This is a genomic window from Sutterella parvirubra YIT 11816 (assembly GCF_000250875.1).
Lineage (GTDB): Bacteria > Pseudomonadota > Gammaproteobacteria > Burkholderiales > Burkholderiaceae_F > Sutterella > Sutterella parvirubra.
This window is the reverse complement of record NZ_JH605004.1, coordinates 1-21,711: the sequence shown is the minus strand read 5'-3', so window position 1 is coordinate 21,711 and position 21,711 is coordinate 1. Positions and strand designations below refer to the sequence as shown.

Here is a 21,711-nt window from a genome sequence, read left to right as displayed (position 1 = left end):
CCGAAACGTAGTCGTTCAGGCCCGCCGCGCCCGGCACGTCGCGGCGGCCGGTGCCTTCCGCGACTTCGCGCACGTCCGCGGGGACGTTCGCCTGCACCCAGTGCACGAACCGGCGGCGCGGCTGCGAGGCGGGGATTTCGCCCGAGAGGTCCCGGTCGTTCCACCCCGTCGGCACGTCGTCGTCGATGCAACAGAGGACGAACGTCTTCGTCCCTTCGGGGACGCCCTCCCAGGCGAGCTGCGGGAGAAGGTTCTCACCCTTCACCGTTTCGCCCGAGGGGGCCATGCGGCCGTTGGCGAAGCGTTCGGGGATGAAGCCGTAGGAATCAAAGGACGTCGAGCGAAGCTCCATGGGAAGGCCTCCGAGAAAAAATGCGCGGTCGGCCAAAGGAAGCCGACCCAAGTCCTTCCGAGTGTACCCGGAGAAATGCGGCATCCGAATCGGCTGAAAGACTTAGAAAAAAAAACGGCCCGTCTCCGCTGCGGGAGACAGACCGCTTGTTGTCGGCGCCGGCCGGACGGCTTCCCGTGCGCTCAGGCCGGAGGCATCCGGAGCCAGAAGGTCGCGGGGCCGTCGTTCACGAGCGAAACGCGCATGTGCGCGCCGAATTCGCCGGTCTCGACGTCAACGCCTTCGGCGCGCAGCGCCTCGACGTACGCGTTGAAGCCCGCGAGTCCCTCTTCGGGACCGGCCGCCCCCGAGAAGCTCGGGCGGTTCCCGTTCATGCAGTCCGCGGCGAGCGTGAACTGCGAGACGGCGAGCACCCGCCCGCCCACGTCGGCGACCGAGCGGTTCATCTTCCCGGCTTCGTCCTCGAAGACGCGAAGCTTCGCGGTCTTGCGGGCGAGCTTTCGGACGGCTTCGGCCCCGTCGCCGGGCTCCGCGCAGACGAGCGCGAGAAACCCGCGGGCGACTTCGCCCGTACGGCGGACGCCGGTCTCCTTGACCACGTCGACCGAAGCGCCGTCGACGCGCTGCAGCAGGACGATCACGTCACTTCACCGTAATCCTCTTCCAACGACGCTTGCCCACCTGCACGGTGAGCGTTTCGCCCGCCTTGATCTTCAGGCCGCGGTCGGTGACGGTCTCACCGTTGATGCGCACGCCCTTCTGATCGATGTTGCGGTTGGCTTCGCCGTTCGATTCGACCATGCCGGCGGCTTTGAGCATCGCGGCGACGCCGATCTGGCCGTCGACCGATTCGACCTCAACGGACTCGATGTCGTCCGGCACCGCGCCCGCGCGGAAGCGGTTGTTGAATTCGGCTTCCGCCGCGTCCGCGGCGGAAGCGTTGTGGAAGCGCGTGACGATTTCCTTGGCGAGCAGCACCTTCGCGTCGCGCGGGTTGCGGCCTTCGGCGCATTCGCGGCGAAGCGTCGCGATTTCGTCGTTACCGCGCAGCGACAGGAGGTCGTACCAGTTCCACATCAGGTCGTCGGAAATCGACATCACCTTCCCGAACATGTCGTTCGGGGCGTCGGTGATCCCGATGTAGTTGTGCTTGCTCTTGCTCATCTTCACGACGCCGTCGAGACCCACGAGGAGCGGCATCGTCAGAATGCACTGCGGTTCCTGGTCGTACTGGCGCTGAAGTTCGCGCCCGACCAGGAGGTTGAAGCGCTGGTCCGAGCCGCCCAACTCGAGGTCGGCCTTCAAGGCGACCGAGTCGTAGCCCTGCATGAGCGGATAGAGAAGCTCGTGCATGGCGATGGGGAGCTGTTCGGCGTAGCGCTTCGCGAAGTCGTCGCGCTCCAAGAGGCGCGCCAGCGTGTAGCGGCTCGCGAGCTGAATGAGGCCCGTCGTGCCGAGCGCGTTGCTCCATTCGGAGTTGTAGCGGACTTCGGTGCGTTCGAGGTCCAACACCATCCCGGCCTGATTGAGGTAGGTCTGGGCGTTCGCTTCGATCTGTTCGCGCGAGAGCGGCGGACGGGTCGCGTTGCGGCCCGACGGATCGCCGATCGCGGCGGTGAAGTCGCCCACGAGGAAGATCACCTGGTGCCCAAGGTCCTGCAGCTGGCGCAGTTTATTGAGCACCACCGTATGCCCGATGTGAATGTCGGGAGCCGTGGGGTCCAACCCCAGCTTGCAGCGAAGCGGCTCACCCGTCGCTTTGGAGCGCGCGAGCTTCTGTTCGAACTCCTCTTCGATGAGGAACGTGTCGGTACCGCGGCGGATCAACGCCATCGCCTCACGGATCTCGTCCGTGACGGGAAACTTCTTGTCAGTCATTTTGTTCTCTATCCAGGTCTCGCCGCATGGCGGGGGCGCATCGTCGAGCCCCCTGCGGCCGTTCACGCACTTTAACACGAAGTGTTTCCGCGCCCCCTCAAAACCCCGTCCGTACGCGGGATCTCGCCGCCCCGTTGATACAATGAGCGCTGTTTTGCATCACGCCGCCTAATAGCAACCTCCCATGACCGGACCGTCGATCATCGCGAACAGCCTGAGAAGCGTGGGCTCGGCCTACCTTCACTGGCAGCGCCACATGCTCGCGCAGAAGCGCGCGCCGATTTCGCGCGCCCGCGCGCGCTGGTCCGTGCTGGCCGGGATGGTGGGCGGCGTCGCCGCGGCGGCGGGCGCGGTCTTTCTTTTGGGGCCCTCCTTGGAATCCGCCGAGAGTCCCTCGGCGGTGCGCACCGTGGCGGTGACGCCCCCGGACCTCTCCAAGACCGTCGCAGCGCTCACGGACCGCTCGAACATCCGCACCGCGTCGACCCTCGTCCGCACCGGCGAAACCTTCCTCTCGCTCTTTTCCGAGCTCGGGATCCGCGACGCGCAGGCGGCGGCCTTCGTGCGCCGCACGCCCGAAGCGCAGGCGATCGTGCTCCCGCAGGGCGGGCAGTTCGTCTCGTCGGGAACGTATGAGAGCGGGCGGCTCGCGTACCTCCGGCTCTACCTTGAAGGTCCTTCTTCCGGCGACGGCCGCACGGTCGAAGTGCTCCGCGAAGGCGAAGACCTGACGGTGCGCACGCTCCCCTACACGTTCGAAGCCAAAGAGACGCTGCTCTCGGGGTCGTTCGACAAGTCCTGGGCCAAAACCGTCCGCACGATGGGGATTCCGCCCAACGTGGCGGAGTCGCTCCAAAACGTTTGGGAAGGGGGCCGCAACCCGGTGAACGACCTCAAGCAGGGCGACCGCATCCGCCTGGTCTACGCGAAGGAGTTCGCGGACGGGAATTTCGTCAGGAACGGCGACCTGCTCGCCGTGCAGATCGTCCGTGGGGACGAAGTCTCCGAAGCCTTCCGCTTCACGAGCGGGCAGGCGGCTGGGTTCTATACGCTTGACGGCCGGTCGGCGTCGCAAACCTTCATGCGCGTCCCCTTGGACGTCAAAGACGTGAGCAGCGAGTTTTCGCCCTTGCGCCGTCACCCCGTCACAGGCGTCTTGCGCGCCCACAACGGCACCGACCTGCGCGCGCCCACGGGCTCGCGCATCTTCGCCGCCGCCGACGGCGTGATCCGCACCATCGCCTACGAAGCGCGCGGGTACGGCCGCTACATCAAGATCGACCACGGCGCGGGCCGCACGACGGTCTACGCCCACATGTCGAAGGTCGCGCGCGGGATGCGCGTCGGCCGCCGCGTCGAAAAGGGCGAGGTGATCGGCTACGTCGGGATGACGGGGCTGGCGACGGGCCCGCACCTTCACTACGAACTCATGATCGACGGCGTGCAGGTGAACCCCAAGACGGCGGATCTTCCCGACACGGAAAACCTCTCGCCCTACCAGACCGCGCTCCTTCGCGCCCGGGCCGTCCTCTACGGCGAACGGTTCGACGCCGCCGCGAAGAGCGAAGGCGAGGCGCTGCCGTCGGAGATCAAGCGCGAAAAGGCGCTTCGCGACGCCGAAGCCGAGAAGGCGGCGGAGGCCGGCGCCGACCGCGAAGAGGCCGAGCGCGAAGCGGAAGTCCGCCGCGCCGACCAGAAGGCGCTCGAAGACGAAAAGGCCGGACGCACCGTCCCGACCGAAATGGACAAGGGCGCGTAAGGCTCTGAGCGCCTTCGCGCCGCCGCCCCGAAAGCGAGGATCCGCCCCATGCCCAACGACATCCGCACCACGATCGGCCTCATGTCCGGCACGAGCCTCGACGGCGAAGACGCCGTCATGGTGAGGTTCGGTCCGGGAAACCGGATGGAGGTGCTGGGGCACGCGCACCTGCCTTTCACCGACGCGCTACGCCGCGACCTCCTCTCGCTCGCCCTGGGCGACGCCCCCGACGAGATCGAACGCATGGGAGACGCCTCGGTGGCGCTTGCGCGCCACGGGGCGGAAGTCATTGAAGCGCTCCTCCGGACCACGGGCCTCACGCGCGGCGCGGTCGACGCGATCGGGAGCCACGGTCAGACGATCCGCCACCGCCCGCAGCGGGGCTTCACGATTCAACTCAACCACCCGGCGCTCCTCGCGGAGCTCACCGGAATCGACGTCGTCGCGGACTTCCGTAGCCGCGACGTCGCGGCCGGAGGGGAAGGCGCCCCCTTGGTGCCCGCCTTCCACGCGAAGATGTTCGGAGGCGACCTGCCGACGGCGCTTCTCAACATCGGCGGCATCGCCAACGTGACGCTCGTGCCCGTTGCGGGGGACGAGGCCCCCGTCACCGGGTTCGACACCGGCCCCGGGAACATGCTCCTCGACCATTGGATGCGCACGCACTTCGGGCGCCCCTTCGACGACGCCGGCCGCGTCGCCTCGACGGGGTGCGTGTCGGACGCTTGGCTCGCGCATCTTTTGGCCGACCCCTATTTCACACTTCCCCCTCCGAAGTCGACCGGCCGCGAGTACTTCTCGCCCGCGTGGTTGGAAGAGAAGCTCCGCCACCCCTCGGCCCAGAGCCTCCGCCACGAAGACGTGGCGGCGACGCTCACGATGCTCACCGCCCGCACGGCGGCGGAGGCGGCCTTGAAGGCCATGCCGGGGCTGCGGCGCTTCTTCGTCTGCGGGGGCGGGGCGCTCAACCCCGTCATGATGGCGGCCCTGGAGGCGCGCCTGCGCGACGCGGCGCCCGAGCTCACCTTCGGGAGCACGGCCGAGGCCGGGCTCGACCCGATGATGGTCGAAGGCGCGGCCTTCGCCTGGCTCGCGGACGCGTTCCTCACGAAGACGCCCGGGAACCTCCCCGCCGTCACCCATGCAAAAGGGCCCCGAATCCTCGGAGCCCTCTATCCGGCGAACTGAGCCGCCTGCGGGGCCTCGTCAGGAGGCCCCTTCGTCCTTCGTCTTCCTCAGACCGAGAAGGACGACCCGCAGCCGCACGTCGTGACGGCGTTGGGGTTGTCGATCACGAACTGTTCGCCCGAGAGATCTTCCTTGTAGTCGATCTTGGCGCCGACGAGGTACTGGTAGCTCATCGAGTCGATGAGAAGCGTCACGCCCCCCTTTTCCATCACGGCGTCGTCTTCGTTCTGGGCTTCGTCGAACGTGAAGCCGTACTGGAAGCCGGCGCAGCCGCCGCCCTGCACGAAGACGCGGAGCTTCAGGTTGGGGTTCCCCTCTTCGTCCATCAGCGCCTTCACCTTCGCCACGGCGGCGTCGGTGAAGTTGATCGGATCGGGCATGAGCTCGGGAACTTCTTCCTGAGCGGCCGTCGTCTGGGTCTGTTCAGTCATTTGGAATCTCTCGGGATGTCGGAGGGCGCGGGGCTCATCGGCTCCGCCGGGGGTGTCCGGGCGCGGCCTCCGGATGTTGATTTTGCTGAGGAGACTATCCTACACGATCCGCATCGGGCGTCGTGCCTCCGAGGTGCAACAAAAAACCGCCGGAGCGGTGAGCTCGCGGCGGTTTCTGTTGCTGCCGGTTCGGCGAAGCGGTTAGCGCTTCGAGAACTGCTTGGCGCGGCGGGCCTTGCGCAGACCCACCTTCTTACGTTCGACTTCACGGGCGTCGCGGGTGACGAGGCCGGCGTTCGAAAGAACGGCCTTGAGGCCTTCATCGTAGTCGATGAGCGCGCGGGTGATGCCGTGACGGACGGCGCCGGCCTGGCCGGATTCACCGCCGCCGGAAACGTTGACCATGATGTCGAACGTTTCGACGTTTTCCGTGAGCTGGAGGGGCTGCATGACGATCATGCGGCCGGTTTCACGGTTGAAGTACTGGTCGAGCGAACGGCCGTTGATCACGATCTTGCCCGTACCGCGCTTGATGAAGACGCGGGCGACCGAGCTCTTGCGACGGCCGGTGCCGTAGTTGTAGTTACCGATCATCTTGAATGCCTTCTCAGGGAATTAGAGGTCGAGGACCTTGGGTTGCTGGGCGGTGTGCGGGTGTTCGGCGCCGGCGTAGATCTTGAGCTTCTTGATCATGGCGTAGCCGAGGGGACCCTTCGGAAGCATGCCCTTGACGGCGATTTCGAGCGCGCGGCCCGGGTGCTTCGCCTGCATTTCCTGGAAGGTCGTTTCATAGATGCCGCCGGGGTAGCCCGTGTGGCGGTAGTACGTCTTCTTCGACGCCTTTTCGGCGGAGAGGACGAGCTTGTCGGCGTTCACGACGACGATGAAGTCGCCGGTGTCGACGTGGGGCGTGAATTCGGGCTTGTGCTTGCCGCGCAGGCGCAGAGCGATTTCGCTGGCCAGACGGCCGAGCACCTTGTCACTGGCATCGACCACGAACCAGTCGCGCTTAACCTCAAGCGGCTTGGCCGAGAAGGTCTTCATTGCGTTCACCTAAAAGTAAGATCCCGTCGCCGGACGCAGCGGATGGCGCCGCTTCTTTGTCGCGCACGCGGCCGATGGGACGATAAAAACAAAAAATCCGACGCAACCGAGCGGAGCCTGAGGGCCCGACGACAGCGGCGCGCCGAAATGAATAAGGTTTGTTCCGACTCTGTTTGAAGCCGCGGCGCCAGTGGAAAAACGATGGGGTAAGCAATCCGCGACACAAAGTCAGGGAGCGGATTTTACCCATAAAAGAAGGGGCGTGTCCACAGACACGCCCTGTTTTTTCGATTCCCTCCGGGCGCCGGGGCGCTTTCTCCGCCCCGGCCGGCCTTGGGCCGAACTCAGCCCGCCGCCGGCATGAAGCGGGAAATGTAGGATTCGAGCCCCGAGAGGAACATCTGCGTCGCCATCATCGCGAGGATGAGGCCCGTCAGACGCTCGATCGCGAGGGTCACCTTCTCACCCAGGCGCCGCTGCATCCACTCGGCCGACGCTAGCACGAAGAAGCTCACGACGCACGTGATCGCGACGATCGCCGCCCACTCCCACATGCGCTCGGGACCCGAAGCCGCGAGCATCATGATGGTCGCCAAGGTCGAGGGTCCCGCGATCGCCGGGACGGCGAGCGGCACGATGTAGGGCTCTCCCCCGGGAATCTCGCCGAAGACGCCTTCGGCCTGCGGGAAGACCATGCGGATCGCGATCAGCATCACGATCACCGAGCCCCCGATCGAGAGTGCGGCGTCCGAGAGCCCGATCGCCTCCAGGACGCCCCGGCCGAAGAACATCGCAAGAAGGAGCATCACCATCGCGATCGCGCACTCACGCGCCAAGACGATGTTCTTCCGCTCGTTCGGCACGTTCTTCAGGCACGCGAGCGCGATCGGGATGTTGCCGAGCGGGTCCGCCATCAGCACCATGAGCGTGAGGGCGCCCCAGAAACCGTACTCCATAGTCCTTTGATCCTTGGCTTGAAAAGATGCGGGTGTTGCGCCCCGTATTCTCCGTCCTTTCGGGGTCCGCGCGCAAAAGGGAGAAACGCGGGGATCCAAAAACGGCGAAGCGCCCGACGTCATGCCGGGAGCTCCGTGGCGGGAAGTCTTGCGCGGCGCCTCACGCGCCGCGCATCTTCATCAGGCGTCCTTGCCTTCTTCCGCCGCTTCCGTCACTTCGACGGCTTCGACGACTTCCGCGACTTCGGCGACTTCGGGCGCCGCATCCGGCGTCCATTCGCGGCCTTCGAGCGCGGCGGCGACCTTCGGAAGGAGCGCCTCCGTGCGGGCGGAATTCATCTGGCCCAGGCGCAGACGGCGGTAGAGGACGTCCTCGGCCGTGACCGCGGCTTCGTAGTCGCGGCAGTGGAGCGCGTAGGCGATGACCTTCTCGTCCGCGGCGTCGCTCTTTTCGGCTTCGACTTCGATCGCGGCCGGGTCGAAGCGTTCGTCGTTGACGATCGGGAGGTCCTTCGTGACGCAGAGGCGCGGCTCAATCAAGTGGCGCAGCGTCGCGACCAGCATGGCGTGTTCGGCCATCTTGCGGTAGGCCGTCCACTTGCCGCCCGTCACCGTGATCATGTTCCCGAATTCGGGGATGACGGCGTGTTCGCGGGAGACCTTGGCGGTGGAGCCGGCAGACCCCGTCGCGGTCGGGTTGAAGAGCGGACGCAGACCCGCGAAGGTCGCCTTCACGTCGGCGCGGGTGATGGGCTTTTCAAGGTAGCCCGAGGCCGTTTCGATCATGAAGTTGATTTCTTCTTCGCTCACCTTCGGATCGAACTCGGCGTCGCGCTGCTCGACGTCGGTCGTGCCGACCAGGAGCATGTCGTGCCAGGGAATCGCGAAAAGGACGCGCCCGTCGCGGGTCTTCGGGATCAGCATCCCGGTTTCGCCCGGCATGAAGGACTTGTCCAAAAGGATGTGCGAACCGCGCGAGACGCGAACGAGCGTGCTCGCTTCCGGATCGACCATGCGGCGGATCGGGTCGACCCAGGCGCCCGCGGCGTTGAAGACCATCTTCGTGCGCACGCGGATCGTTTCGCCCGTCTTTTCGTCGCGGACGTTCACGGCCTGAATCCAGCCGCTCTTGTAGTCGATGCCGACCACCGGGCAGTAGTTGAGCGTGACGGCGCCGTGCTCGTGCGCGGTGCGCATGAGGGCGATGTTCAGACGCGCGTCGTCGAATTGGCCGTCATAGAACTGCACGCCGCCCATGAGGCCTTCGGCCTTGACGCCGGGCAGGCGCGACATCGTTTCTTCGCGCGAGAGCGAAGACGTGCGGCCGATGCCGTAGCCGCCGTAGGTCATGGCGGAGTAGAAGCCGAGACCGACGGTGAAGTATTCACGCTCCCACTTCTTGTACGTGGGAAGAATGAAGGGCTTGCTGTGCACGAGGTGCGGGGCGTTCTTGATGAGGAGACGGCGTTCCTTCAGCGCTTCGCGCACGAGACCCCAGTCGCGGGGGTTCTTCATGTAGCGCACGCCGCCGTGGATGAGCTTCGTCGAACGCGACGAGGTGCCCGCGGAGAAGTCCTGCGCCTCGACGAGCACCGTCTTCAAACCGCGCGACGCGGCGTCGACCGCGATGCCGGCGCCCGTGGCGCCGCCGCCGATCACGACGACGTCCCACACGGTGTCTTCACGAAGGCGCGCCAGCTCGTCGGCGCGGATGATGGGCTTGACTTCAGACATGGTCATGTATTCCATTTGCGGGCGCGCCCCACGGCGCGTTCCCATTGGTTCATCAAACTGTCGCGTTCGTCGTCGGACATCGCCGGTTCAAAGACCCGGTCGACGCGCCAAAGCGACGAGATTTCCTCTTGGTCGGCCCAAAGACCGACGGCGAGCCCCGCGAGGAAGGCCGCCCCGAGAGCGGTCGTCTCCGTGATGGCGGGACGGATGACGGGCACTCCGGAGAGGTCCGCCTGAAACTGCATGAGAAGGTTGTTGCGGGAGGCCCCGCCGTCGACGCGGAGCTCCTTCAAGGGCATCCTCGCGTCGCGCCCCATCGCGTCCAAGACTTCCGCACACTGGAAGGCGATCCCTTCCAACGCGGCGCGGGCGATGTGCGCGCGGGTCGTCCCGCGCGTGAGGCCGATCATGAGGCCGCGGGCGTCCGCATCCCAATGCGGGGCGCCCAAGCCCACGAAGGCGGGCACGAGGTAGACGCCGCCGTTGTCGGGGACGCTCCCCGCGAGGTCTTCGATCTCTTCGGCGCTCTTGAAGAATTGGAGGCCGTCGCGCAGCCACTGCACCACGGCGCCCGCGATGAAGACGCTGCCTTCGGACGCATAGACCGGGCGGTTTTCGCCGATCGACCAACCCACGGTCGTGATGAGGCGGTGGTTCGAGAGCTTCGCCTCCTCGCCGATGTTCATGAGGAGAAAGCCCCCGGTCCCGTAGGTATTCTTCGCGCACCCCGGATCGAAGCACGCCTGACCGAAGGTCGCCGCCTGCTGGTCGCCGGCGACGCCCGCGATCGGCACGGTGCGCCCGAAGAGGTACTCCGCCGTCACGCCGAAGTCGCCCGAGCTCGGACGGATTTCGGGGAGGATCGCGGCGGGCACGTTGAAGATCTGAAGGAGTTCGTCGTCCCAGCGGCAGGTGTGGATGTCGCAGAGCAGCGTGCGCGACGCGTTCGAGACGTCCGTCGCGTGGACCTTGCCGCCCGTGAGGTTCCAGATGAGCCAGGTGTCGACCGTGCCGAAGGCGAGTTCGCCCTTTTCGGCGCGCTCGCGCGCGCCCGGAACGCGGTCCAAGAGCCACGCGATCTTCGTCGCGGAGAAGTAGCTGTCGATGCGCAGACCCGTCTTCCCCTGCACGACCTCTTCGAGGCCGCGGGTGACGAGCGCTTCGCACTGCTCGGACGTGCGGCGGTCCTGCCACACGATGGCGGGAGCGATCGGGCGACCGGTCTTGCGGTCCCAGATCACCGTCGTTTCACGCTGATTCGTGACGCCCACGGCGGCGAGCTCTTCGGGGCGCACGCCCGCCTTGCGCAGGCACGCGCGGGCGACGGCCAGCTGCGTGCGCCAAATTTCTTCGGCGTCATGCTCGACGCGGCCGGGGCTCGGGTAGAACTGACGGAATTCCATCTGCTCCAGGGCCACCACCTGCGCACGGTGGTTGAAGAGCAGCGCACGGGAACTCGTCGTCCCCTGGTCAAGGGAAAGGATGTACTTCATCGGATGAGGCCGCCGGCAGGGTTGCCGCGGGCACACTCGAAAGGCCTCTCGGGCCTCGTAATGGGATCTCGCCCCGCATTGTACGAGAGGAAGACTGTCATCCGCCTTAAGAATTAGCTTTTCAGGGCTAGGGCTTTCATCGGAGTCGAACCGAAGACCCGGGTACCCTCGTTCGGGGCCCCTCAAAAACCGCGCGCCCGAGGCTTTTCGGCCCGGGCGCGGGGGTCGGGCGCCGTGCGGGGCGCCCCGGTGCGAAGTGTCGCGGAGCCGTCCTTATTCGGACTTCTTCGCGTCTTCTTCGGCGGCTTCTTCAGCCTCTTCGGCCTCTTCGGCGGCCTCAGCCGATTCCTCGGCTTCCTCGGCTTCTTCGGCTTCAGCCTCGGCGAGCTCAAGCGCTTCGCCGTATTCGGCTTCGTCGTCGTCCTCGAGGTCCGTTTCCGCGAAGAGCGTCGCGGCGGTTTCGGGTTCGATCGCGGGCTCGGCCTTGGGCTCAGGCTTCTTCACGAGGAGGCTCGCCTCGACGAACATGCGGAGCACCTTGTTGACGGCCTCGGCGTTTTCGAAGTAGTCGGCGATGTCGGCGTCAAGGCGCACCATCGCGTTCTTCGCGAAGTCGCTGCGGTCCGCGAAGCGGCGCGTTTCGAGCGCGCGGGCGCGGGGGCCGGAGCGCACGCCGAAGTCCTGGCGCGGACCCTTCTTTTCGAAGCGCTTGCCGCCCTGGCGGCCGGCGAAGCCTTCGCGGCGGCCGCGGAAGTCGCCTTCGCGGCGCTCAAACCCTTCGCGGCGGTCGGAGCGGCGGTCGGAACGCTCGAAGCGGTCGGAGCGCTCGGCGCGGTCCGCACGGTCGAAACGGTCGAAACGGCGGTCCGAGCGTTCCTGACGGTCCGAACGGTCGAATCGATCAAAACGGTCGAAGCGGTCGGAGCGGCCTTCGCCGCGGTCACGGTTCTCAAAACGGTCGGAGCGGCCTTCACGGCGGTCGCTGAAGCCGCGGCGCGGGCCGTTGTCTTTGAACTTGCGATCCATGGTGGTTCCTAACGGAGGAAAGAGCCGTCGGGCCAGGCCGGCCGGACGGCTGCGGAATTCGGGACGGGTACGGGAGGGCGCGCCTCTAATGAATCGTCGACGTCGGGACCCGGGCGGGTCCGCTTCGCACGCCCCAATCAGAAGATGCGCGCATTGTAAGGGATGAGCCCCGAACCTTGCCGGAGAGAATGCACCTTTTCTAGCCTAGAACAAAGAGCGCGGGGCACCCCTCCACAACGGCGGGCGTTTGGGCATAAACTTGAATCAAACAAGGACGGATTCCCGGACTTTCCTCCGGGAGCCGGAACCCTCCGGTGCAAGCTCCGGGATACCGGTCCGACACGGATCCTCCCCCCGTTTGCGTGGGTGTTTCAAGTGAGGTATTTATGCCCCTGCAGATCGTCTTTCATGGCATCAATCGTTCCCCCGCCGTCGAAACGGCCGTTCAGAAGGAAGTGGAGGGTCTGAAGCGCTTTGACAATCAGCTCGGTCCGTGCAAGGTCACGGTGACGCAGGAAGGTCACCAGACGATCGGCGCCTTTACGGTGCAGGTCACCCTGACGGCGAGCGGCCATGAAGTGGTCGTCTCCCGCTCGAACATGGACGTGATGGCCGCGATCAACGAAGTCTTCGACGTCGTGCGCCGTTCCGTCAAGGAAGAAGCCGACAAGCGCCGTCATCACTGACGACGCCCCGACACCCCGACCCAGAGCGTCCGGACCGCCGGCGCGGTCGGGGATGTCGCGGAAGGCTCCTCTTTCGGAGTCCGCAAATGCCAAAAACCCGCCAGGCGCTGACCTGACGGGTTTTCTTTGTTTGGCGTCCCCACGGGGATTCGAACCCCGGTACCGACCGTGAAAGGGTCGTGTCCTAGGCCTCTAGACGATAGGGACCCGAACGAAGTGTGGTGGAGGATAGCGGGATCGAACCGCTGACCTCTTGCATGCCATGCAAGCGCTCTCCCAGCTGAGCTAATCCCCCGAAGCAGGGAATCGCGATTCTATCAGAGAAAGACCGCAACATGCAAATTTTTTCACTGCCCCTCTTTCCACCTCGTCCGCACGCGCTTCCGGACTTCGGAAGCTTGGCGTCCCCACGGGGATTCGAACCCCGGTACCGACCGTGAAAGGGTCGTGTCCTAGGCCTCTAGACGATAGGGACCCGAACGAAGTGTGGTGGAGGATAGCGGGATCGAACCGCTGACCTCTTGCATGCCATGCAAGCGCTCTCCCAGCTGAGCTAATCCCCCACGGGGCGAGGGCCGGAAAAAACCAACCCTCTCATAAATAGCCGAAAACCCGCCAGGCGCTGACCTGACGGGTTTTCTTTGTTTGGCGTCCCCACGGGGATTCGAACCCCGGTACCGACCGTGAAAGGGTCGTGTCCTAGGCCTCTAGACGATAGGGACTTCGTCTTGGTGGAGGATAGCGGGATCGAACCGCTGACCTCTTGCATGCCATGCAAGCGCTCTCCCAGCTGAGCTAATCCCCCGTAAATCGGAGAAATTGGATTATGCAGAAGTTCTTTCGACTTGGCAAGAGTGCTTAGGTGATTTCTTACAATTGCTTACATACGAGATTTCCAGCTTCCCTCCCCGCTGGGGGACCCCGCGAGCGCGTCCGCCGAATTTGCTACGCTCATCCCACATCGCAGATTTTTCACAGAGGACTATCGTGAAGAACGAAGAAGCCGTGCGCGGCGCCACCCCCGATGAGAACGTCATCCGCATCCGTGGCGCGCGGCAGAACAACCTCAAGTCGGTCGACCTGGACATTCCCGTCGGGAGCTTCACCGTCGTGACGGGGCTCTCGGGCTCGGGGAAGAGTTCGCTCGTCTTCGACACGCTCTACGCCGAAGGGCAGCGCCGCTACGTGGAGACCTTCAGTCCCTATGCGCGTCAGTTTCTGGACCGCATGAACCGTCCAAAGGCGGACGCCGTCGAAGGCGTCCCGCCCGCGATCGCAATCGACCAGGAGGGCGCCATCCGCACCTCGCGCTCGACCGTCGGGACGATGACGGAGTTGAACGACCACCTGAAGCTCCTCTTCGGGCACCACGCCCAACTCTTCTGCCCGCACTGTGGGATTCCGGTCCCCGAGCACACGCCCGAGACGATCCTGCAGGACGCCATGGCGCGACTCCCCGAGCCCGACGCCCGCATCCAGTGGGCGTTCGAACTGCGCGTTCCGAAGACGCTTCCGATCGAAACCGCCGAAAACGGCCTCTCCGCCCAGGGCTTCACCCGCATCATCGCGAGGAGGAAGACGAAGGACGGCACGATCCTCACGGTTTCCGCGGACCGCTTCCGCGCGGACGCGGTGGAGGTCTCCCGCGCCCGCCAAGCGGTCTCGACCGCGCTGGAAAAGGGTTCGGGCGAAGCGCTCCTCTTCGTGCGGAACGACGAGGGTGAGGACGAACTGCTCGCCCGCTACCGCGAGGGTCGCGTGTGTCCCACGTGCGGGCGCACGTTCTCCGCTCCCACGCCCAACAAGTTCAGCTTCAATTCGCCGGTCGCCGCCTGCACGCTCTGCCGCGGGTTCGGCCGCGTCATTCAGACCGACATGAAGTTGGTCATCCCGGACGAGTCGCTCAGCCTCGCCGCGGGCGCCGTGCGCCCGTGGCGAAGCGGCACGCAGCGCGTCTGCCAGGAGGACCTCATCCGCTGCGCGAAGAACGAAGGGATCCGCACCGACGTCCCCTGGCGCGACCTCACCGATTGGGAGCGCCGGTGGGTGACCGACGGCTCTCCCCTTTGGAAGGGCGACTGGAAGCGCGAGTGGTACGGGATCCGCCGCTACTTCGAATGGCTGGAAACGAAGAACTACAAGATGCACGTGCGCGTGCTTCTCGCCCGCTACCGCTCCTACGACGGCTGCCCCGCCTGCGGGGGCGCACGGCTTCTCCCCAAGAGCCTCGCCTGGCGCTACGGCACGAAGGAGGCGCGTGAGACGCTGATCAAGAGCCTCCCCGAAGCCTCCCGCGGAGCATTGCGCTTCGTCCCTCAGGGGACGGACATGCCGGCGGAAGCCTACGACGCGCTTCCCGGCTTCAACATTCACGAACTCATGAGCGCGCCCGTCGGGAGCCTGCGCGGGTTCTTTGAGGGGATGCTCGCGAACACCCGCGACGAGAGCGAAGCGATGGTGCTCCGCGAAGTGGTCGCCCGCATCGGCTTTCTCACCGACGTGGGGCTCGGGTATCTGACGCTTGACCGCCAGGGCCGCACGCTCTCCGGGGGCGAGGTCGAACGCGTCAACCTCACGACCGCGCTCGGCACCAACCTCGTCAACACGCTCTTCGTGATCGACGAACCCAGCATCGGGCTTCACCCCCGCGACATGGACCGCGTGAACGGAGTGCTCCGCCGCTTGGTCGCGGCCGGGAACACCGCGGTCGTCGTCGAACACGACCCGCAGGTGATGCTGGCGGGCGAACGGATCGTCGACCTGGGGCCGGGCCCCGGCGCCGCAGGGGGCCGGGTGCTCTTCAACGGCACCACCCGCGAGATGTTGGCGGGCACCACCCTCACGGCCGAGTACCTCTCGGGCCGACGCATCATCTCGCGTGAGCGCACGCCCGGATTGGACGAGGCGCCCGTCCTCACGCTCGAACACGTGACGATGCACAACCTGCGCGACCTCAGGGTCGACTTTCCGCTCAAGGGCCTGACGGCGGTCGCCGGCGTCTCGGGGTCGGGCAAATCGACCCTCATCGCCGACGTGCTCGTCCCGGCCCTGACGGGCGAAGCGCCCTCGGGCGTCGTCACGGGGACGCGCCCCGACGACGTGATCTTCGTCGACCAGAGCCCGATGGGCCGCACGGCCCGCGGGAACCCCGTGAGCTACGTGGGTGCCTACGGCGACCTGCGCGACGCGTTGGCCGCCGAGGCCGAACGCACGGGCGCGCCCTTCAAGGCGGTCGACTTCTCCTTCAACGCGGGGAAGGGCCGCTGCCCCCACTGCCTGGGGTCCGGCTACGAGCAGATCGAAATGCAGTTCCTCTCGGACGTGCTTCTCCCCTGCCCCGAATGCGGCGGGAAGCGCTTCATCCCCGAGGTGCTGAACGTCCGGATCCCGACCGCCGACGGCCGTCGCCTCAACATCGCCGAGATCCTCGACCTCACGGTCGACGAAGCGGCGGAAGCCTTCGCCGACATCAAGGGCTTCGCGCCCAAACTCACGCACCTGCGTGAAGTCGGGCTCGGCTACCTCACGCTGGGGCAGCCCCTTCCGACGCTCTCGGGCGGGGAGCGCCAGCGCCTCAAGCTCGCCGCGCACTTGGCCGAGAGCCTCGGGAACCGTCGTCGCCCCAAGACGAAGCTCTTCGTCTTCGACGAACCGACGACGGGACTTCACTTCGCCGACGTCGAACGCTTGGTCGGCGTCTTCGACAAGCTCATCAAGGCCGGACACGCCGTCCTCGTGATCGAGCACAACCTCGACGTCCTCGACTGCGCGGACCACGTGATCGAAATGGGTCCGGGCGGGGGCGACGAAGGCGGTCAGGTCGTCTTCACGGGCACGCCCGACCAGATGTGCGACGCCGCCACGCTCACCGGCACGGCGCTCGCCGCCTGGCGGCGCGCGCGTGCGGGGGACGCGAACCACGAGAGCTTCTTCAATCTGCCGCCCTTGGAAAAGAAGCGCGAACCCTTCCGCGTCCCGGCGATCCCGACCCGCGCGATGGGCCGCTCGATGCAGTCGCTCCTTTTGGAGAAGCGCGCGATTGCCGTCGAAGGCGCGCGCGAGCACAACCTCAAGAACCTCACCGCCGCGATTCCGCACAATGCGCTGACGGTCGTGACGGGCCCCTCGGGCTCGGGGAAGTCGACCTTGGCCTTCAACATCGTCTTCGCGGAAGGCCAGCGGCGCTATCTGTCGAGCCTGAACGCCTACGCGCGCAGCATGGTGCAGCCGCCGCCCGTGCCGGACGTCGACGCCGTGCGCGAGATTCCGCCCACGGTGGCGATCGAACAGCGTACGAGCCGAGGCGGCATGCGGAGCACCGTCGCGACGATGACGGAACTCCACCACTTCCTGCGCCTCATCTACGCGAAGCTGGGGACGCAGTACTGCCCGGACTGCAACGTCCCGGTGGAGGCGCAGTCCCCTCAGGCGATCGCGCAGTCGATCCGGGAGACGTTCGGCGACGCCGCCTCGGTGCGGCTCCTCGTTCCGCTGGTGCGCCACCAGAAGGCTCCCGCCCGCAAGGAAATGGAGGCCCTTCAGGCGTCCGGCATCAAGGAGCTTCTGATCGACGGCGAATGGGTGTCGATCGAAAAGAAGGTCCCGGCCCTGAAGCGCGCGGTCGAGCACAACATCGACTGGCCCATCGCCGAGGTGGACCCCAAGGGCGACATTCACGGGAAGGTGGAGGAGGCTTTGGTCGCCTCGCGCTTCCAGTCGCTCACCGTTTGGGATCCCGCGACCGGGCGCTCCCACTACTATTCGGCGGCGAACGCCTGTCCGGAATGCGCGCGGAGCTTCCCCGAACTCGACCCGCGGCTCTTCTCCTACAACGCGAACGTCGGCGTCTGCCCCACCTGCATGGGCTACGGCGTCGTCGCGAAGAGCATCCGCGACGCGATCAAGAAGGGTGAAGCCTTTGACCGCGACATGACGCCGGACCCGGATGAAGAACGCACGGTCTGCCCGGACTGCAACGGCGCGAGGTTGAATGCCGTCGCGCGCGCCGTCCGCTGGAAGGGCGAAGGCATCCACGAGTGCGAAGCCCGCACGGTGGACGAAACGGCGGAGCGCTTGAAAGCGCTCCGACTCACCGAGCGCGAAGAGGCGATCGGGCGCGACGCTCTGGCCGAAATCCGCTCGAGGATCGGGTTCCTGCAGCGCGTGGGGCTCGGCTACCTCACGCTCGACCGCAGCGCGCCGACGCTCTCGGGCGGCGAAGCGCAGCGCATCCGTTTGGCGAGCCAGTTAGGGACCGCGCTCCGCGGGGCCTGCTACATCCTCGACGAACCGACGATCGGTCTTCACCCGCGCGACAACGCGATGCTTCTCGACGCCATGGGCGAGCTCGCCCGGCTCGGGAACACGCTTCTCGTCGTCGAGCACGACGAGGAGACGATCCGTCACGCCGACTGCGTGATCGACATCGGTCCGGGTGCGGGCGTGCGCGGAGGCGAACTCCGCGCGATGGGGACGGTGGAGGAGATCTCGGCGAACCCCGACTCCGTCACCGGCCGCGCCCTGGCCGAGCCCCTCACCCACACGGGTGAAGGCCGGCACCCGGTCGAGGCCGACACGCCGAAGCTCGTGCTCCGAAACGTCCGCATGCACAACCTCGCCTTGGACAAGGTCGAGATCCCGTTGGGACGCCTCACGGCCTTGACCGGCGTCTCGGGGTCGGGCAAATCCACGTTGGCGCGCGAAGTGCTCTTCCGCAACCTCACCGAAGCGCTTCACGCGAAGCCCGGGCAAACGCCCGCCTGGAGCCACACGGACGGGATCGAAGGGGTGGAAAAGATCCGGCGCGCCTTGGAAGTCGACCAGACGCCGATCGGCAAGACCCGGCGCTCCTGCCCCGCGACCTACGTCGGGTTCTATCAGGCGATCCGCGACCTCTTCGCGCAGTCCCCGGACGCGCAGGAGCGCGGCTTCGGGCCCGGACGCTTCACCTTCAACCGTACCGAAGGGGCCTGCCCCGACTGTGCGGGCATGGGCTTCCGCACGGTCGAGATGGCGTTCCTCCCCGACGTGCAGGTCCCGTGCGAGACCTGCCGCGGCGCGCGCTTCAATCCGGAGACGCTCGCCGTCCGCTGGAAGGGGAAGACCATCGGCGACGTCCTCAACATGTCGGTCGACGACGCGCTCGTCTTCTTCGAGTCGATGCCGACCGTGGCGCGGCCCCTGCAGCTCCTTCAGGACGTGGGGCTCGGGTACCTCACCCTGGGTCAGCCTTCGCCCACGCTCTCGGGCGGCGAAGCGCAGCGCATCAAGTTGGTCTATGAGCTCTCGAAGATCCGCGGGGCGTCGAGCCCCCACACGCTCTACGTGTTGGACGAGCCCACCGTGGGGCTTCACATGACCGACGTCGCGAAGCTGATCGAGGTCCTGGAGCGGCTCGTCGAAGCCGGGCACACCGTGCTCGTGATCGAGCACGACCTCGACATGGTGGCGAGCGCCGACCACGTGATCGACCTCGGTCCCGAGGGCGGTGCAGGAGGCGGCCGGATCGTGGGCGAAGGGACGCCGAAGGCGCTCTCGAAGAAGGCCACGCACACGGGCCGGGCGCTGAAGGCGTTCCTCGCGCACAGGAAGCCGAAGAAGACTTCCGCGAAGGATGCCAAGGCCTCCAAGGCGAAGTAAAAGAAAGGCCGGTCGTCCTCGGGACGGCCGGCCTCTTCGTTTGAGCTATCGGTGCTCCACCCAGTACATCGCGCCTGCGGCGAGTGCGAGCATCACGACGGATGGCGTCAACGTCGCCACCAACGGCGGCCACGTGTTCACCGTCCCCACGTAGCTGAAGACGTTGTTGAGGGCGTAGAAGAGAATCCCGATCAGCACCCCGAAGAACATCTTGATCGCAAGACCGCCCGATCGCGCGTTCATGTACGCAAAGGGCATCGCGAGCGCCAGCATGACGAGGACGGCCACCGGGTAGAAGGCCTTGCTCCAGAGCGTCACCTGGTAGCGCTCCGCGCTCTGCCCCGTCGATTCCAGATGCGCGATGTAGCGCGCGAGGTCCTGCATCGACATGTGTTCGGGCTTCGAGGTCATGACGTTCAAAATGTCGGGACCGACTTCGGACGGAAGGTAGTAGGCCTTCTCCTGCGTCACGCGGATCGGTTCCTGAGGAGCCGTCGGGTCCTCGCGGTCGATCTCCGGATATTCGACGATGCGCACGTCGCGCAGCTCCCACCCGTGGCCGCGCTCAAAGCGCGCGGCCTCGGCGTGCACCATGCGCAGGAGCCTCCCGCCCGCGTCGTACTCGAACATGCGCCAGGCGCCCGTCGACGAGCGGTCCGCGGCGGAGAGCGCCTTCACGTTGATGTAGCGGATGCGCTCGTTCTCGACGACGTCGCGCACCCAGACGCCGGAATCGAACCCCCGGGCCGTGATCGCGCGGTCGCGCACTTGGCTTTCCGCCGTGAGCGCATAGCGGCTCGCCCAGGGGGAGACGTATTCGCCGATCGTGAAGGTGAGCCCCACGAGGACGATCCCCGGGATGAGAAGCGCCGAGGTGAGGTGCAGCGGCGAGAGCCCCGCCACGCGAAGCGCGGTGAATTCGGACGTGGACGCCCAACGCGACATCGTGTAGACCGCGGCCAGAAGCACCGCGATCGGCATGATCTCGTAGACGCGCAAGGGGAGCGTCAGGCCAGTGAGGAGCAGCGCGAGCGAGATCGGATAGTCGGCGCGGACCTCCTCCAACTGCTGGATGAGCTCAAAGAAGCCGAACAGGGCCACGAGCACGAAGAGGACGAAGGCGGTCGACAGGAGGACCTCCTTCGTGAACTGCTTGGTGACGACTCTCATCAGCGGCCTCCCTCACGACGACGGTGGAAGCGCAGCCTCAGGCGGTTGACCGCCTGGGCGGCCGGAGCCGGAAGCCAGCGCTGCATGTAGACGCGCCGGATGAAGAGGATCACGGCGAGGATGAAGACCGCACTGTGAATCCCGATGAAGGCCTTCCACAAGCCGACCCGCTCCTGTTCGATCCAGGTCTGCATGATCGAGATGCCGTTCAGGTACAGGATGAAGGAGAGCGCGGCGATGATGAGGTTGAGGCTTCGCCCTGCGCGGGGTGCCGTGCAGGAGAGAGGAAGCGCCAGGAGCGCAAGGTTCAAGGTCACCAGGGGCCAGGAGAGACGCCAGGCGAGCTCGCCTTGGTGCTCCGCCGTGGGATCGGCCAAAAGAAGCGGGAGCGGCTGCGAAACCAGGCGGCTCGCACGCAGCTGCGTGTCGACCTTGATGTCGAGGCGCATGCCGTAGTTGTCGAATTCGACGACGCGGGTCTCCGCCGTCTGGCGGTTCGTCTCGTAGCGGCGGCCGTCGTGGAGCACCACGTAGCGGTCGCCTTCGCGGTTCACTTCGATGCTGCCGCCGGCGGCGTTGACGACGACTTCCTTGTCGCCGTTCTGTTCTGCGAGGAAGACGCGGCCCACTTCGTTCTCACGGTCGCCGAGGCTCTCGATGAAGAAGACGCGGCGGCCGCCCATGCTTTCGATGAACTTGCCGGGAGCGAGGGCGTTCACCTCATCGCGCTGCTTGAATTCGGCGCGGATCAGTTCCGACTGCGCCTTCGCCCAGGGCGTGACGACGAGCGAGAGCGCGCCCACGAGGACGGCGATCGGAATGATGAAGCGGAGCGTGGGATCGATCCAGGAGAGGAGCGAGCGGCCGCCGGAGGAGTACCAGACGACCATTTCGTTGTCCTGCCACCAGCGCATCATCGTCATCAGCACGGCGACGAAGCCCGTGAGCGAGATGAGAGGGGCAAGATTCCCGAGCACCTGATAGACGATCATCTCGAGCACGGTGGCCGAACCGATGCGTCCGCCCGCCGCAAGATTGAGCACCTGAACCATGCCGACGGCGAGCACGATCGTGAACATGACCGTGAAGGCTCCGCCCGCGCTGTTCGTAAGCTCAGAGATGAAGGACCGTTTGAGAATCATGTGGGGCGAATGGAGTTGTGTGCGGGAACCGGGCGCGCGGAAGAAGCCGCGCAGCAGGCGGCGGAACCCGTCGATCTAAAGTATTGGGATTTTAGACGATGCGGCTTCTTTGAGGGATCAGCGAGGCCACATTGAAACCCAAAAAACAAAACCCCCGAACTCTTTCGAGATCAGGGGTTTTGAAATGGCGAGCCCGGCGATGTCCTACTTTCA

The 21,711-nt window shown here is 66.0% G+C and carries 16 protein-coding genes and 6 tRNA genes; 4 read left to right on the top strand and 18 right to left on the bottom strand.

Annotated elements, in window-relative coordinates; genetic code table 11:
* From HMPREF9440_RS12155 to tyrS, 3 genes are all read right to left on the bottom strand, one after another.
* The coding region (locus tag HMPREF9440_RS12155) for a YbhB/YbcL family Raf kinase inhibitor-like protein (RefSeq protein ID WP_245523595.1) at window positions 1-352 on the bottom strand (352 nt) is incomplete at its 3' end.
* A 182-nt stretch (window positions 353-534) separates the two neighbouring features.
* On the bottom strand, window positions 535-993 hold the full coding sequence (gene dtd, locus HMPREF9440_RS08230; RefSeq protein ID WP_008543233.1) for a D-aminoacyl-tRNA deacylase: 459 nt from the start codon (window positions 991-993) through the stop codon (window positions 535-537).
* Between the two features lies 1 nt (window position 994).
* Window positions 995-2,230, bottom strand: coding sequence for a tyrosine--tRNA ligase (gene tyrS / locus HMPREF9440_RS08225; RefSeq protein WP_008543232.1), 1,236 nt, complete (start codon window positions 2,228-2,230; stop codon window positions 995-997).
* A gap of 184 nt (window positions 2,231-2,414) precedes the next feature.
* On the opposite strand from tyrS, the gene HMPREF9440_RS08220 reads away from it, so the two are divergent.
* Complete coding sequence (locus tag HMPREF9440_RS08220; RefSeq protein WP_008543231.1) at window positions 2,415-3,989, top strand: M23 family metallopeptidase; 1,575 nt, start codon at window positions 2,415-2,417, stop codon at window positions 3,987-3,989.
* 48 nt (window positions 3,990-4,037) lie between these two features.
* Window positions 4,038-5,177, top strand: coding sequence for an anhydro-N-acetylmuramic acid kinase (locus HMPREF9440_RS08215; RefSeq protein WP_008543230.1), 1,140 nt, complete (start codon window positions 4,038-4,040; stop codon window positions 5,175-5,177).
* Window positions 5,178-5,224: 47 nt separating this feature from the next.
* On the opposite strand, the gene erpA is transcribed toward HMPREF9440_RS08215, so the two are convergent.
* From erpA to HMPREF9440_RS08180, 7 genes are all read right to left on the bottom strand, one after another.
* Complete coding sequence (erpA, locus tag HMPREF9440_RS08210; protein ID WP_008543229.1) at window positions 5,225-5,608, bottom strand: iron-sulfur cluster insertion protein ErpA; 384 nt, start codon at window positions 5,606-5,608, stop codon at window positions 5,225-5,227.
* 201 nt (window positions 5,609-5,809) lie between these two features.
* Window positions 5,810-6,202 carry a 30S ribosomal protein S9 gene (gene rpsI, locus HMPREF9440_RS08205; protein WP_008543228.1) on the bottom strand — a complete coding sequence of 131 codons (393 nt, stop codon included), beginning with the start codon at window positions 6,200-6,202 and terminating at the stop codon, window positions 5,810-5,812.
* A 21-nt stretch (window positions 6,203-6,223) separates the two neighbouring features.
* Entirely contained in the window at window positions 6,224-6,652 is a 429-nt protein-coding gene (gene rplM, locus HMPREF9440_RS08200) for a 50S ribosomal protein L13 (protein WP_008543226.1), read from the bottom strand.
* Between the two features lie 344 nt (window positions 6,653-6,996).
* Window positions 6,997-7,608: a MarC family protein gene (locus HMPREF9440_RS08195; RefSeq protein WP_008543222.1), complete on the bottom strand. Its 612-nt coding sequence runs from the start codon at window positions 7,606-7,608 to the stop codon at window positions 6,997-6,999.
* Between the two features lie 180 nt (window positions 7,609-7,788).
* Entirely contained in the window at window positions 7,789-9,342 is a 1,554-nt protein-coding gene (locus HMPREF9440_RS08190; RefSeq protein WP_148516580.1) for a glycerol-3-phosphate dehydrogenase/oxidase, read from the bottom strand.
* A gap of 2 nt (window positions 9,343-9,344) precedes the next feature.
* Window positions 9,345-10,835: a glycerol kinase GlpK gene (gene glpK, locus HMPREF9440_RS08185; protein ID WP_008543219.1), complete on the bottom strand. Its 1,491-nt coding sequence runs from the start codon at window positions 10,833-10,835 to the stop codon at window positions 9,345-9,347.
* Between the two features lie 273 nt (window positions 10,836-11,108).
* On the bottom strand, window positions 11,109-11,861 hold the full coding sequence (locus HMPREF9440_RS08180; RefSeq protein WP_008543218.1) for a hypothetical protein: 753 nt from the start codon (window positions 11,859-11,861) through the stop codon (window positions 11,109-11,111).
* A 386-nt stretch (window positions 11,862-12,247) separates the two neighbouring features.
* Between HMPREF9440_RS08180 and HMPREF9440_RS08175 the strand changes: the two genes are divergently transcribed.
* Window positions 12,248-12,547 (top strand): HPF/RaiA family ribosome-associated protein, encoded by a 300-nt coding sequence (locus tag HMPREF9440_RS08175; protein WP_008543217.1) that lies wholly within the window; start codon window positions 12,248-12,250, stop codon window positions 12,545-12,547.
* Between the two features lie 131 nt (window positions 12,548-12,678).
* Here HMPREF9440_RS08175 and HMPREF9440_RS08170 read toward each other — a convergent pair.
* The 6 genes from HMPREF9440_RS08170 to HMPREF9440_RS08145 form a co-directional block, all read right to left on the bottom strand.
* Window positions 12,679-12,754 (bottom strand) — tRNA-Glu (locus HMPREF9440_RS08170).
* Between the two features lie 12 nt (window positions 12,755-12,766).
* Window positions 12,767-12,842: transfer RNA gene (locus HMPREF9440_RS08165), tRNA-Ala, on the bottom strand.
* A 104-nt stretch (window positions 12,843-12,946) separates the two neighbouring features.
* Window positions 12,947-13,022: transfer RNA gene (locus tag HMPREF9440_RS08160), tRNA-Glu, on the bottom strand.
* A gap of 12 nt (window positions 13,023-13,034) precedes the next feature.
* Window positions 13,035-13,110 (bottom strand) — tRNA-Ala (locus tag HMPREF9440_RS08155).
* A gap of 83 nt (window positions 13,111-13,193) precedes the next feature.
* Window positions 13,194-13,269 (bottom strand) — tRNA-Glu (locus HMPREF9440_RS08150).
* A 7-nt stretch (window positions 13,270-13,276) separates the two neighbouring features.
* Window positions 13,277-13,352: transfer RNA gene (locus tag HMPREF9440_RS08145), tRNA-Ala, on the bottom strand.
* A gap of 182 nt (window positions 13,353-13,534) precedes the next feature.
* Here HMPREF9440_RS08145 and uvrA point away from each other — a divergent pair.
* The gene (uvrA, locus tag HMPREF9440_RS08140) at window positions 13,535-19,186 is read left to right on the top strand and encodes an excinuclease ABC subunit UvrA (protein ID WP_008543216.1); all 5,652 of its coding nucleotides are present in this window, start codon (window positions 13,535-13,537) and stop codon (window positions 19,184-19,186) included.
* A gap of 45 nt (window positions 19,187-19,231) precedes the next feature.
* On the opposite strand, the gene lptG is transcribed toward uvrA, so the two are convergent.
* Window positions 19,232-20,356 carry an LPS export ABC transporter permease LptG gene (lptG, locus tag HMPREF9440_RS08135; protein WP_008543215.1) on the bottom strand — a complete coding sequence of 375 codons (1,125 nt, stop codon included), beginning with the start codon at window positions 20,354-20,356 and terminating at the stop codon, window positions 19,232-19,234.
* Window positions 20,356-21,498, bottom strand: coding sequence for an LPS export ABC transporter permease LptF (gene lptF, locus HMPREF9440_RS08130; protein WP_008543214.1), 1,143 nt, complete (start codon window positions 21,496-21,498; stop codon window positions 20,356-20,358). Before lptF ends, lptG begins: the two co-directional genes overlap by 1 nt.
* Window positions 21,499-21,711 lie beyond the last annotated feature (213 nt).